The organism is uncultured Acetatifactor sp. (assembly GCF_948601915.1).
Taxonomy (GTDB): Bacteria; Bacillota; Clostridia; order Lachnospirales; family Lachnospiraceae; genus Acetatifactor.
Window position 1 is genome coordinate 1 of the sequence record NZ_CAPDXS010000056.1, and the last position, 13188, is coordinate 13188.

Below are 13188 nucleotides of genomic sequence, written 5' to 3' on the forward strand. Positions count from 1 at the left end.
GCATGGCAATCTTGAAGCCCTGGCCCAGCTTGCCCAGCATGTTCTCCTTGGGAACGCGGCAGTCCGTGAAGATCAGCTCGTATGTAGAGGATCCGCGGATACCCATCTTCTTCTCCTTGGTGCCGAAGGTGAAACCGGGGGTTCCCTTCTCCACGATGAAGGATGTGATTTCCTTGATCTTCCTGCCCCTCTTCTCGATGGTGCCGGTCACTGCGAAAATGACATATACGTCAGCTTCCTTGCCGTTGGTGATGAAGATCTTGGAGCCGTTGATGATGTAGTCGTCTCCGTCCGCCACGGCCTTGGTCTGCTGGCCCTGAGCGTCCGTGCCCGCGCCGGGCTCGGTGAGGCCGAATGCGCCCAGCTTCTCACCCTTTGCAAGGGGAACCAGGTATTTCTGCTTCTGCTCCTCTGTGCCGAATGTCTGTATGGGATCGCAGCACAGGGAGGTGTGTGCGGATACGATGACGCCTGTGGTGCCGCATACCTTGGAGAGCTCCTCCACGCACATCACATAGGTCAGGGGGTCGCAGCCCTGTCCGCCGTACTCCTTGGGAACGGGGATGCCCAGGAAGCCGTTCTTCGCCATCTTGCGGGCAGTCTCTCTGGGGAATTCCTCGGTCTCATCCACCTCCTGAGCCAGGGGCTTCACTTCCTTTTCGGCAAACTCCCTGAACAGAGAGCGCGCCATTTCATGTTCTTTGCGCAACGTAAAATCCATGATTCACATTCCTCCATCTATTCTCTTGAATTCAGGCAGGCTCCGAACCCTTGGCCTGTTCTTTCCGCCTATTCCTTCCCGGGCCTTTCCGCCCTGGATCCTGTTCGTCTCCTGCCAGTCAATGCTTCTTTTCTTCGCCGGCGTACTTATACACTATGTACGCACAACGGGCGAAACCGCCGCCCTACTATGCGGCGATTCCGCCTGATTCGCCCCCCAGGGCGGATTGTCTTACTTCTTGCTGTAGTCGTAGAAGCCTACGCCGGTCTTCTTGCCCAGCTTGCCTGCGCGGACCATCTTGCGCAGAAGCGGATGAGGACGATACTTGGAATCGCCGGTCTCGTTCTGCAGCACTTCCATGATGGCCAGCACGATGTCCAGGCCTACCAGATCGCCCAGAGCCAGAGGCCCCATGGGATGGGATGCGCCCAGCTTCATGGCGGTGTCGATGTCCTCCACGCTGGCGATGCCCTCCGCGTAGATGCCGATAGCCTCGTTGATCATGGGAATCAGGATCCTGTTCACCACGAATCCGGGAGCTTCCTTCACCTCTACGGGGGTCTTGCCGATTTCCGTAGCGATATTCTTGATCTTCTCTACCAGCTCGTCAGGGGTATTGGCGCCTGCGATGACCTCCACCAGCTTCATCCTGTCGGCAGGGTTGAAGAAGTGCATGCCGATCATAGGACGATCCAGTCCGGCACCGATCTCGGTGATGGAGAGGGAAGAGGTGTTGGTGGCGAAGATGCACTCTGGCTTCACGATCTCCTGCAGCTCCTTGAAGGTGGTCTTCTTGATCTGCATGTTCTCAGGGGCAACCTCGATGACCAGGTCGCAGTCTGTGCAGATGTCCTTTAAGCCTGTGACAATCTTGGCGGAGATGGCGTCAGCCTTCTCCTGGGTGATCTTCTCCTTGCTTACCAGGAAGTTCAGGTTCTTTAAGATCCTGGCCTTGCCGCCGTCGGCAAACTCCTGCTTGATGTCGCAAAGGCATACCTCATAGCCGTCCGTCATGGCAAATGCCTGCGCGATTCCGGCACCCATGGTGCCTGCACCGATAATACCTACTTTCATTCGTCAGTCCTCCTTATTCTATACAAATTCCATATCCCTGTTATTTGTCTGTTTTGTCCGTTTTATCCGTTTTCTTTAAGCCCGCCGCGAGCATAACCAATCCGCCTACGATTACGCATCCGATGCAGATTTTGATAGAATTGTCCATAATTCCCGTCTCCGTTGCGATGTTGTACACCATCGCGGCTCCCACAAAACAGAGAATGCCTACTATCAGACAGTATAGCCTTTTCTTCTTGTCCATAGGCTCCCCCTGCTTAGCAGTTCTTGAAAGGCTCCTTCACCTTCTCCTTGTTCTTGTCAAGGAAGAAAGCCATGCCGTATTTCTGGTCCTCTGTCTCGAAGCAGGCCCCGAAGAGCTTCTCCTCCAGCACGATTGCCTCGTCCATGTCCATGTCCAGGCCCTCGTTGATGGCTTTCTTGCAGTTGCGGACAGCGATGGGGGCATTCTTCGCGATGCCTGCCGCCATCTTCTCCGCCGCGGGAAGCAGCTCCTCCTGGGTGTAGACCGCGTTCACCAGGCCGATCCGCAGGGCTTCGTCCGCCTTGATGTTGCGGGCGGTGTAGATCATCTGCTTGGCCATGCCGGCCCCTACCAGGCGGGCCAGCCTCTGTGTGCCGCCGAAGCCGGGGGTGATGCCCAGTCCCACTTCGGGCTGGCCGAACACCGCGTTGTCGGAGCAGATCCTGATATCGCAGCTCATGGAAATCTCACAGCCGCCGCCCAAAGCGAAGCCGTTCACTGCGGCGATCACCGGGATGGGCAGGGTCTCCAGCTTGCGGAACACATCATTGCCCTTCTTACCGAATGCTTCTCCCTCTGCCTTGGTCAGGCTGCTCATCTCCCCGATGTCGGCCCCGGCCACGAAGGACTTCTGTCCCGCGCCGGTGACGATCAGGCAGCGCACGGTCTGCAGGTCGATGCCGTCGATGGTCTTGTCCAGCTCCTCCAGCACGGCGGAGTTCAGGGCGTTCAGCGCCTTCTCACGGTTGATGGTGAGGATGGCGTATGTACCCTTCTGCTCATACAATACAAATTCCATGTCTAATCTCCTTATTCCAGTTCCGCATTACCCCGTCCAGTACCAGCTTGGCAGAAAACTTCCGGCCGCTTAGTGATGCGTCCCTAACTTTTCTGGGCACTGGCCGGGCTTCTGCTGTTTTCCAGTTCCGCATTAGCCCATCCAGTACCAGCTTGGCAGAAAACTTCCGGCCGCTTAATGATGCGTCCGCAAGTTTTCTGGGCACTGGACGGGCTGATGCTGTTTTCCAGTTCCGCATCCGCCCTCCCAGTACCAGGCCAAGCCGATGCTGTTTTTAACAGGTTCCAGCAAAGGAAGAATGCCTCAAACCCAGAGCCATTCTCCCTTTCGCATATCCATGTATCAGTCCTTAGTCCTCAATCTTCACGATGGTGGAGCAACCCATGCCGCCGCCGATGCACAGGGTAGCCAGGCCGGTCTTCGCGCCCTTGGCCTGCATCTCATGGAGCAGGGTCACCAGGATGCGGCATCCGGAAGCGCCCACGGGATGTCCCAGAGCGATAGCGCCGCCGTTGGGGTTCAGCTGCTTGTCTACATCTATCCCTAAATCCTTGCCCACTGCCACGGACTGAGCGGCAAATGCCTCGTTGGCCTCGATGATGTCGAAGTCCTCAATCTTCATGCCGGTCTTGGCCATGACTTTCTTCGTGGCGGCTACAGGGCCGATGCCCATGACCTCGGGACGCACGCCCGCCAGAGCGCCTGCCACAAAGGTCGCCATAGGCTTCACGCCCAGCTCCTTGGCCTTCTCCTCGCTCATCACCACGATGGCAGCGGCGCCATCGTTGATGCCGGAAGCGTTGCCTGCGGTGACGAAGCCGTCCTTGTTGATAGGACGAAGCTTCTGCAGGCCTTCGATAGTGGATCCGGCGCGAGGCCCTTCGTCTACCTTGAACTCGATTGTCTCTTTCTTTTTCTTCACGGGAACGGGAACGATTTCGGCATCAAATGCGCCGGACTTCTGAGCCGCCTCGGCCTTCTGCTGGCTCTTTAACGCGAACTCATCCAACTCCTCCCGGGTCAGGCCCCACTCGCGGCAGATATTGTCAGCGGTGGTAATCATATGGTAATCATTGAAAGCGTCCCACAGGGCATCCTTAATCATGGTGTCCACCAGGGTGCCGTTGTTCATCCTGTAGCCGTAACGGGCCTGAGGAACCGCGTAGGGAGCCATGGACATGTTCTCCATGCCGCCTGCCACAACCACATCGGCATCTCCTGCCATGATCATCTGAGCCGCCTGGTTCACGCAGTTCAGACCGGAGCCGCATACCACGTTCATGGTGACAGCCGGTACTTCGATGGGCAGTCCCGCCTTGATGGATGCCTGACGGGCCACGTTCTGTCCCTGGGCCGCCTGAATGACACATCCCATGTACACCTGATCCACAGCCTCGGGCTTCACGCCTGCCCTGTTCAGGGCTTCCTTGATTACAATCGCGCCCAGCTCTGCGGCGGGGGTGGTGCTCAGGGTGCCGCCCATGGTGCCGATAGCGGTACGGCAGGCACCGGCTAATACTACTTTCTTTGCCATTTGTTTTCCCTCCAACTAGTGTTTTGAATATGATTGTTATTTTTTTATCATAGCCACTGTTCTCAGTTTATCATAGACAGCGCCTATTTGCAACGTCTTTTCCTTAAATTTTGATAAAACCATTTTGATAAAACCTTTCTGAAAAACAGAGGCTGGTAAAACTTTCTATTGCACCAACCGGTAAAAATATTTCGTATCTCCCCTGGTCACAACGAACAATTCCCCAATCGTGCTGACGGAGTCCGCTTCCCCCAGATTCTGTACCTTCTCAAACGTCTCGTCGATCAGGTAGGCAGTCCCCTCTTCCCTGACAAGCGCGTACCCTTGATAAAAAGCGGCTGCGTCCTCGAACATGGCGGCTTCCTGCCCATCGTGGTCTATGTAGCCCCATCTTTCCCCATCCTTTACCAGCCAGTAATTTTCGTCATTCATGGATATCTGGTCATACACGGCCTTCACGATGCGATTGTCCGCCGTTTCAAAGGTCATACCCGGATGCAGGGCAAAGTCCACCAATACGTCCCGCTCTCCTACAGTCCACACCATGTTGGAGCCGTAGTTATAGAAATAGGCTCCGTCGTGATAGAAGCTGCGCAAGCTGTTCTGTTCTTCAAAATAATCCTCCGAGTACACGAATCCCTTTTCCGCGTCCGGCTCCGCACTATAAAAATCGCATTCACCCAAAATTTCATAGGTATCCGTGCACATAGATATCCACCCGGCATCATATTCAAAGGTCCCCGCGACATAATAGCCGTGGTTCACAGTGCTCAAGGGCAATCTTGTATAATAGCTGTCCATGCCTCCCACGTTGGCAAAGTCGTCCTCTCCGCCAGCCGCCTCTTCCACAGCGCTTTGGTATTCTTCCTCAGCCCTCTCCAAATACCTGGTGTACAGAGGATCCTCATGCCATTCGATATTGCCTGCAGCATCCACCTCCCCTATCTGGTATGACCCAGTACTATAGCTGTACCCCACTCCCTCTCCCTGTCCTACAAGGACATCATCGTACTCGGCGCGATAGACCTGAGATACTCCGTCATAGAAACCATTTATGAAAGCCCACGGATGCGCCGACAATGCCTGCACCAGCGTTCCGTCCGTCCTATGATATGCAATCTCTCTCTGCCCTTCTCCCAGCGGGTCTCCCTCCCTCAGGACGATGTACATCCCGCCGGAGGCCCGCACCTGCTGATCTCCCTCGTACAGGATATTCCCCTGAGGGTCGAACAGGGTATAGAATCTGCCTTCCTCCGTGGTGTCACCCATCACGAAATTCCCGCTGTCGTCCGGCGCCTGGAAATTGCTATACTCAAAGGGCACGATCACCTCATTGCGGTAATTGACCGCCCCCCACAAGCCGTCTTTCTTGACAGGCATCACGCCGCCCCTTGCGGAACCGAAGCTTTCATATTCCGATAAGGCAAGGATCTCCTCCACCGTTTCGCCCGCAGCCTCCTCTTCCGGCGCCTCCGCGGTCTCCTGCGGCTCTTCTGCCGTCTCCCCGCCGGCCTCCTCCGGCTCCTCGGCCAGCTCCGTCCCCAGAGCCTCCAGATCCACTTCCTCCAGCACAAAATCAGGAATGTCAGACCTGGAAATCTTGCTCTTCACAATCTCACAGGCTGCGTCCTCCCCTTCCTCCGACCGGATATACAGATCCGCCCTCTCGCCTGCGGACACCTCGGCCTCCGCGCTCTGGCCGGACACAGAATCTGTCACTTCACAGTGGACTTTCCCCTCCAGAACGCAGACCTGCATATGGCCCTCCTCCAACACGCTGACCCACCCGCAGGTTCCGCGGATGCCCACCGTCATGGTGGATGTGCGGATATCCAGCGTCTCGTCCTCCTCAAGGGGTTCCGTGATATTGAAGAAAAGCTGCCCGGAATTCACGAAGATCTCCAGGTTCCGGTTCTCCTTCCGAAGCTCGATGGCGCTTTCCTCGTCCATTTTCACCAGCTTCACATCGTCCAGGCTGATCCAGGCATGGCTTTTTGCCTCCGTCCCCACCTGATAGCCGCTGTACAGGCTCCTGTCCTCTGACACGGGGACGCTCTTGCCGTCCCCGTCCGCAATGCCCACAGTCCCCTCTGCCTTTGCCAGGGACATGGCCGCTGCCGATGCCGAAGGCCCACAGGCCGTGAGGAGCAGCATCACTGCCATCAGCAGCGTCACTGTCCGTCTGTTCCTCATCATTCTCTGCATCTGTACGATTCCTCCCTCTATTTTTCGGAACATTTTTCCGCGTCTATGGCCAGGACCAGCATAAGCGCCGCCAGGGCGTCACCGGGGTCGGCCACCTCGATTGTGTAGGTGTCCGTCCAGTTGAACAGCTCTTTGGACACTGTGGCCACGCAGCGCCCCGCCCTGTCCGTCACCCGGTAGTCCCACTCCATGAAATCCCCCTCCACCTGCCAGCCCATGCAGTCGATTTCATACCTGGGCTTCAGGAAGGAAAGCTCCTTGCTGATACAGCCTATGTAACGGTCTCCCATGTACAGCTCGAATTTGGGCAGGAACGTCAGCACCCGCTCCTTCACCGTGCCGATCTCATTGCCCTGGGGATCGAAAATCTTCAGGCAATGCCCCCAGGAGAGCTGCCCCTGCACCGTGTAGGCCGTGCCGCCGTCCTCCCTGTAGATGTCGTAGCTGTCGAACCAGGAAAACAGCCGCTGTTTGAATAATAGCTTCATCTCCCTCTCCTATCTGTCCTTTTTAGAACATCTGTTCTTGCTTTTTGTCGGCAAATGTGATACCTTAAATACAGGAAGCGCTTTTGCCGGCCTACATAATAGATACCAGATACCGCGGACGATGTCAAGCCAGCGGCTCTGCAGCCTGAACGGAAGCAATAGCGCATAGGAGGATCCATGGAACAGCTTTCTTTTTTTGATATGACAGGGGAGACATCTCCCCCGCCCGGCGCAGCGGCCTACGCGCCCCTGGCGGACAGGATGCGCCCCCGGGACCTGGAGGATTATATCGGCCAGGAGCATCTGTTGGGAAAGGGTAAGATCCTGCGGCAGATGCTGGAGAAGGACATCGTGCCTTCCATGATATTCTGGGGGCCTCCCGGCGTGGGCAAGACCACCCTGGCCAGGATCATCGCGGGCCGCACCAGGTCGGGCTTCGTGAATTTCAGCGCCGTCACCAGCGGCATCAAAGAAATCAAAGAGATCATGAAGCAGGCGGAGGAGAACCGTTCCTACGGCACCCGCACCCTCTGCTTCGTGGACGAGATACACCGGTTCAACAAGGCCCAGCAGGACGCCTTCCTCCCCTATGTGGAGAAGGGCAGCATCACTCTGATCGGAGCCACCACGGAGAACCCCTCCTTTGAGATCAATGCCGCCCTGCTGTCCCGGTGCAAGGTGTTCGTATTGAAGGCGCTGACAACGGCCGACCTGACAGCCATGCTCGCCCATGCGCTTTCCGATGAACGGGGATTCGGCAACAGCACTGTCCGCATGGAGGAGGATCTCCTCCCCTCCATTGCCGCCTTTGCCAACGGGGACGCCCGCACGGCGCTGAACACGCTGGAGATGGCCGTGCTGAACGGCGAGATCTCCCCGGACGGCTCCCTCACTGTCACAAGGGAAACCCTGGAACAATGCCTGGGGAAGAAGACATTGCTGTATGACAAGAACGGCGAGGAGCATTACAACCTGATATCCGCCCTCCACAAGTCCATGCGCAATTCCGACCCGGACGCGGCGGTGTACTGGCTGGCCAGGATGCTGGAGGCCGGGGAGGATCCCCTGTTCATCGCCCGCAGGCTCATCCGCTTCGCCAGCGAGGACATCGGGCTGGCGGACAATCAGGCTCTGCAGATCGCGGTGGCGGCGTACCAGGCCTGCCATTTCAACGGCATGCCCGAATGCAACCTGAACCTGGCCCAGGCCGTGGTATACCTGTCCCTGGCACCCCGCTCCAATGCCCTGTACCGCGCCTATGAGACGGCGAAGATCGATGCCAGGAACCAGTTGGCGGAGCCTGTGCCCCTGAACATCCGCAATGCGCCCACATCCCTGATGGAGGAGCTGCATTACGGGGAAGGGTACACTTATGCACATGATACCGAAGAGAAAATCGCCCGGATGACCTGCCTGCCAGAGAGCTTGGAGGGCAGACGGTACTACCTGCCCACGGAGGAGGGGACGGAGAAGGTATGGAAGGAGCGGCTGGAGCGCAGCAGGGCGTTCCGGCTGGGGGAGCCGTAAGCATAGCCAAAGCACGGCGGAGGTTGCGTCAATTCGCCTTTTTTGCGCAGCCCCGCTTGTCCCCTTTCTTTCCGCCAACAATCCAGGCAGGCCGCGCAATGCGAAGAAAGCCGCTTAACCTGGCAAATCCTTTCACCGAATTTTCCTGCTTAAATACTTGACACGGTTAGAATTTATCGCCTGTTCTTTTGCCCCACACGACTTAATAGCGGTTTACATATCCTCCTCTAATTTGGCATATACATATGTATCCTTCCAAATCGGTTTCCCGTTTTCATCTTTCCAGAAATACACATTTCTCCTCAGATGGGCTTCCCGCTGAAACCCTAATGCTTCCAGCAATTTCCAGGAGTTCTTATTGTTCGGATCACATTCTGCATATATCCTGTGACAGCCATCCGCGAATGCCCGTTGAATCAATGCCCTGCAGCTTTCGGCGGCATAACCATGCCCCCAAAATCTGCGGTTGAATACATAGCCTATTTCCAGCGCCTCAAAGTCACGTTTTCCCATATATACATTGCCGATCATCTCCTGGGAAGCTTTCAACTCAACGGCAATCATTTCATCTGTCTCAATGCGCCATTTCAGATTCTCTTTCACGTCATCTATGGTCAGAGGCTTATACGGTTCGTATTTCACGACTTCCGTGTCGGACAGGTATTCAAATAAGTCCTGCAGATCCTCCGTCATGTATCTCCTTAGAATCAGCCTTTCCGTCTCTGCTATGATTATTTTGCCCTCTGTTTCCTCTGTTTCATTTAGAATATCCATTGCGTCAGCTAATCCTTTCCGGCCTGTCTCTTAAGCATGTTATTCCGAATACCTTATTTCATGCGGGGTATCGGTGCTTGCAGCTATGAGGAATTTCAATATGCCATGTCGGTGGGCGTGGCCTGCGGTACTCTGTCCGGAAATTCCAGCGTATCCCGGAAGCACAGCATCCCGTTCTCCGTTTGCAGCGGTTTATTATTACGGTCTCACCACTCCCTGCAGTCCGGATACTTCAGCCGCGTATCCGAAGACGCCGTGGCTCTGGTAAGCTGAAGCACCACCTCGCTGAAATACCGGGGATCCACCTCCGCCAGCTTCTTCCGCACAGGCCTATACTGCCATCCCGCTTTTTCCGTCTCGCCGGGCCGATAGAAATAGGCGTCATATACCACAACCGTTTCATTCTCACCGCCCACATAGCTTCCGGAAAACGCAAGCTCCACTCCCTTGTCCCGGTCATCGCGAAAAAAGGTGCAATAGACGCCGCCATCGCCTACCTCCCCCTTGTACCATCCCATGTCCTGGAGCTTCCCGGACAGGGAAAGCCCGTTCAGGGACATGCCGCCGAACCGGACAAGCTCCGTGTTTTCCTTCTCCTCCTCCGTCACGCGGTAGCCAGGGCGCTCCAGCTGTTCTATGGGCTGGACGATCTCGTAGTCTGCCATCTGCTCTTTCCACGCGCCAAGCTCCTCCTCCGTAAGCTCGATAGGATGCACCAGGCCGATGCTGCCTGTCTGGGGCAGCTCATACTCCTCTTCCTGCGCTGTGTTGAAAGTGCCGTCCTCCATGTACCGGAAAGTCTCCCGCAAAGCCCCCTCCTCATACATACCCCACACCAGTCCTATGGCAAACTGGTGCATAATGGGATTCTCCACGAACAGCGCACGCCACTTCCCGGCCTCCCACTGCCGCTCCACGCGCAGGGCCTGTTCCAGGCGTATCTTCTGATTCGCCACCACTGTCTTAAGCTGCTTTTTCAAAAGCTTCCAGTTTTCGTGTGCCTCCCTGGCCTTCTCCGGGTCGTCGGTTTTGCCGGGGGAGGGCATACTTTTGCACAGCTTCCCGTTTCCATCGTAAATCTCCAGGGACAGGTCAGATGCCAGGAGCACTTTGAACTGACGTTTCCCATAGTCAAAGATGCGCTCCATCCTGGCGTCAAAGCCCAGGCTGGGCACAATCCGGTCTTCCAGCTCCTCCCTGGAAATGCCAAGCTGCTCCGCAGCATAGTCCAGAGCTTCCGCCGCAGCGGCTTTCACCTGGCGGAACTTGAATTTCCTCGCCGTCTGATCCACCAAAAGAAGCGCCGTGGAGGTGCCGTTCAAGGCCAGCGCCTTCACCGCCTCCGCAGCCATGGCTCCCCTGGCATGCTGGGGCCATTCCTGGATCTGATGGTACAGCACGGGCACGATGGCCTCCCCGCCGTGAATGGACGCGGCATAGAGAACCCATTTTCTCTTGGCCTGCGCCCCGTCCTCCATCCAGCGGCCAAACACCAGACCCATATACGCCGCCAGCTCCTCGGGCTTCAGCCCGTCCGTGAGTCTCCTCACCTCCTGATTCACGCCCGGAACCGGCATATCTGCGTAGCACAGAAGAACCGCCGCCATATAATCTTCGGAAGCCTCCTGGCCGTCCGTCTTGTGAACCGTCCCGATTCCCTCCGGCTCCAGCCATGCCAGCTTCCGCTTCCGGCCGCCCCCGAGGATTTCCTTTATCTTGTCTTCCAGGGTCAGCGCGGAGCCGTCTGCCTGATTCCCTCCCGCCTCTGCTCCGAGGTTCAGGATTCCCTGTATCAGTGTCTTGATCTTCTTGCTCTTCTCCAACCCCAGGGCTGCCTCCAGCTGCTCTTTGTATTTTTCCACACCCCAGTTTTTCAGCACCTCCACCGCCATCTCGCGCATGCCGCCCTTGGGGGATTTGAGCATTTCCAGGATATCTCCCTCCAGCTCCTGATGGGACGTATAAATCCCACGCAGAAACTCCCGCCCCTGCTTGGCGCTCTCGGACGCGGCGGACAATAAGCTCTCCTTATATTCCTCCCACCGCTCTCCCATGACACGGTATGCCAGGATGCGCTCCGGCAGGGACTTGCTCTTTGCCGTCTCCTCCCACTCCGAATGCCAGCCGCCGCGAAGCTCCTTCAAGGCATTGACGCAGATCTGGCTGGCGCTGTCAGCATCGAAGACTTTGGCGCTGTATCCGGCCTCATACATTGCCGCAAAATACGAAATCTGATACTGCGCCGGGACGCCCTCCCCCTCCAGCAGGCGGAGCATCCCCTCGATCTGGCGCCTGTCTTCGTTCTTATGGCTGTTCTGCCAGGAATTTGCCAGCTCCGGCAGCCCCTCTTCCACCCAATACTTTTTGAAATAGGCATCCTCCTGCCGCAGGCACTCCAGGACAAGCGCCCGCCGGTATAGCTGCATCTCGCCGTATTCCGGATAGTCGTGGATCCGGGCAGCCCGCCCGCTGTCATAGGAGCGCTTTTCCCTCCACTGCTCCGCATAGGGCAGGATATCCTCCAGTTCAATGATTCCCAGCAGATAGTCACGGGCCCTGTCCCCTGCGGGTTCAAGCCCTTTTACATCCTGTTCTGCCGATATCCTGCGGTAATCCGCCTCAAGCTCCCGGCCTACTTTTTCATAGAGTGCCGGATTGCCTGTCTTCATCTGATACAACAAATATCCGTAGTCCTCCGCCGGAACTTTCCCAATCACCTTGCAGACCGCATCGGGAGCCTGGGCCGTCATCCGCATCAGAATCTCTTTCTCCCTGTGCGCAATGGCCCAGCGGATATATGTCTCCTCCGGAATCCAGAGGTACTTTTCCAACGCCTCAATATGTCTCAGAAACCACGCTTTCCCGGTCTTCTCGCAGGCATCCAGAGGGAGGTTGGGAATGGCGTCCCCGTCCACTGCCACCGCGAAACGGATAAGCGATATAAACCTGTTGGAATGTTCTATTCCCAGAAAGGCCAGACAGGGGAGAAAGCCCATCCGATAGTCATGCCTCTTCCTTCCGGAGATCATCGCCCTCATCTCATAGGGGAATTCCTCCCTTGGGTCAAAGTCCTGCACAAAGGCCCGCAGCTTTTCATCCTCCTCCCCCTGGGGCTCATCGGCTTTCGCGAAAAGCCCTGAGGCGTTGGCTTTCAGGCGCTTCTCTAAAAGCTCCCGCATCTCCCGGATACGCTTCGGACTATCCTCCGCCCTGTCGTCATTCTCCGCAAATGTCCAGAGCAGGCTCCTGGACTCCTCCGGGGGCTTCACACAGTGAAGATATAGCCCCGCCAGAAACATTTCCGTATTGCGGGCATCCTCATAATAGCACAGATCCATGATCTGAAAGAAAATCCCCGGATTCTTCTTCCCCTCTTCAATCAGAGGTGCCATGGTACTCTCTTTCTGGGCAGACGTATTCCACGCCACCCAGTCCGCATACAATCCCACATTCTGCACATGGGACAGAATGTCCTTCAGATATTGAAAATCATTATCCCACCCATAATACGCCAAGAGCCTGCGGGCCGTCAGCCCCCCGGCCTCCACCACGAAACGGGTGAAACGGACCGCCAGCTCCGGCCTGGTCCTCCTGAACATCCCCTGGGCGTTGTACACGGACTTAAGCGTCCCCAGCTCTAAGCGGTAGAAGTCCTGATGCTCCAACTCCTTCAGAAGCTCCGGCTTCTCCGGAGCGGACATATCCATATACGCCTCCGCCAGCTCCCAGTTCTTCGGGGTAAGCTCCAGGAGCTTCAGCATCTCCTCAAATTTCTCCCCCTCTTTGTTATTTGCCCTCTTTTCTTCTCTCCACAGCATTCTG

The 13188-nt window shown here is 56.5% G+C and carries 10 protein-coding genes; 1 reads left to right on the forward strand and 9 read right to left on the reverse strand.

Going from position 1 to position 13188, the window contains the following annotated elements; translation table 11 throughout:
• From Q2B33_RS11270 to Q2B33_RS11300, 7 genes are all read right to left on the reverse strand, one after another.
• Window positions 1-721, reverse strand: a 721-nt coding sequence (locus tag Q2B33_RS11270; RefSeq protein WP_300822852.1) for an acyl-CoA dehydrogenase family protein, incomplete at its 3' end; no start/stop codon positions are given.
• A 231-nt stretch (window positions 722-952) separates the two neighbouring features.
• Complete coding sequence (locus Q2B33_RS11275) at window positions 953-1795, reverse strand: 3-hydroxyacyl-CoA dehydrogenase family protein (protein WP_300774763.1); 843 nt, start codon at window positions 1793-1795, stop codon at window positions 953-955.
• 40 nt (window positions 1796-1835) lie between these two features.
• Entirely contained in the window at window positions 1836-2039 is a 204-nt protein-coding gene (locus Q2B33_RS11280; protein ID WP_300567271.1) for a hypothetical protein, read from the reverse strand.
• Between the two features lie 13 nt (window positions 2040-2052).
• Window positions 2053-2838, reverse strand: coding sequence for an enoyl-CoA hydratase-related protein (locus tag Q2B33_RS11285; RefSeq protein ID WP_300567274.1), 786 nt, complete (start codon window positions 2836-2838; stop codon window positions 2053-2055).
• A gap of 349 nt (window positions 2839-3187) precedes the next feature.
• Window positions 3188-4372 carry an acetyl-CoA C-acetyltransferase gene (locus Q2B33_RS11290; protein ID WP_296464467.1) on the reverse strand — a complete coding sequence of 395 codons (1185 nt, stop codon included), beginning with the start codon at window positions 4370-4372 and terminating at the stop codon, window positions 3188-3190.
• 165 nt (window positions 4373-4537) lie between these two features.
• Complete coding sequence (locus Q2B33_RS11295) at window positions 4538-6577, reverse strand: FecR domain-containing protein (RefSeq protein WP_300784299.1); 2040 nt, start codon at window positions 6575-6577, stop codon at window positions 4538-4540.
• A 17-nt stretch (window positions 6578-6594) separates the two neighbouring features.
• Complete coding sequence (locus Q2B33_RS11300) at window positions 6595-7065, reverse strand: LURP-one-related/scramblase family protein (RefSeq protein WP_300567281.1); 471 nt, start codon at window positions 7063-7065, stop codon at window positions 6595-6597.
• A 201-nt stretch (window positions 7066-7266) separates the two neighbouring features.
• On the opposite strand from Q2B33_RS11300, the gene Q2B33_RS11305 reads away from it, so the two are divergent.
• Window positions 7267-8592 carry a replication-associated recombination protein A gene (locus Q2B33_RS11305; protein WP_300784304.1) on the forward strand — a complete coding sequence of 442 codons (1326 nt, stop codon included), beginning with the start codon at window positions 7267-7269 and terminating at the stop codon, window positions 8590-8592.
• 213 nt (window positions 8593-8805) lie between these two features.
• Here Q2B33_RS11305 and Q2B33_RS11310 read toward each other — a convergent pair whose 3' ends face one another.
• Window positions 8806-9366 (reverse strand): GNAT family N-acetyltransferase, encoded by a 561-nt coding sequence (locus tag Q2B33_RS11310; protein WP_300567284.1) that lies wholly within the window; start codon window positions 9364-9366, stop codon window positions 8806-8808.
• A gap of 206 nt (window positions 9367-9572) precedes the next feature.
• Window positions 9573-13184 carry a DUF4132 domain-containing protein gene (locus Q2B33_RS11315; protein ID WP_300784302.1) on the reverse strand — a complete coding sequence of 1204 codons (3612 nt, stop codon included), beginning with the start codon at window positions 13182-13184 and terminating at the stop codon, window positions 9573-9575.
• Window positions 13185-13188 lie beyond the last annotated feature (4 nt).

Excerpts from the sequence above, each read along its gene's own strand:
- Q2B33_RS11275 (WP_300774763.1), bottom strand. The coding sequence starts at position 1,795 with ATGAAAGTAGGTATTATCGGTGCAGGCACCATGGGTGCCGGAATCGCG.
- Q2B33_RS11280 (WP_300567271.1), bottom strand. The coding sequence starts at position 2,039 with ATGGACAAGAAGAAAAGGCTATACTGTCTGATAGTAGGCATTCTCTGT.
- Q2B33_RS11285 (WP_300567274.1), bottom strand. The coding sequence starts at position 2,838 with ATGGAATTTGTATTGTATGAGCAGAAGGGTACATACGCCATCCTCACC.
- Q2B33_RS11290 (WP_296464467.1), bottom strand. The coding sequence starts at position 4,372 with ATGGCAAAGAAAGTAGTATTAGCCGGTGCCTGCCGTACCGCTATCGGC.
- Q2B33_RS11295 (WP_300784299.1), bottom strand. The coding sequence starts at position 6,577 with ATGCAGAGAATGATGAGGAACAGACGGACAGTGACGCTGCTGATGGCA.
- Q2B33_RS11300 (WP_300567281.1), bottom strand. The coding sequence starts at position 7,065 with ATGAAGCTATTATTCAAACAGCGGCTGTTTTCCTGGTTCGACAGCTAC.
- Q2B33_RS11305 (WP_300784304.1), top strand. The coding sequence starts at position 7,267 with ATGACAGGGGAGACATCTCCCCCGCCCGGCGCAGCGGCCTACGCGCCC.
- Q2B33_RS11310 (WP_300567284.1), bottom strand. The coding sequence starts at position 9,366 with ATGGATATTCTAAATGAAACAGAGGAAACAGAGGGCAAAATAATCATA.
- Q2B33_RS11315 (WP_300784302.1), bottom strand. The coding sequence starts at position 13,184 with ATGCTGTGGAGAGAAGAAAAGAGGGCAAATAACAAAGAGGGGGAGAAA.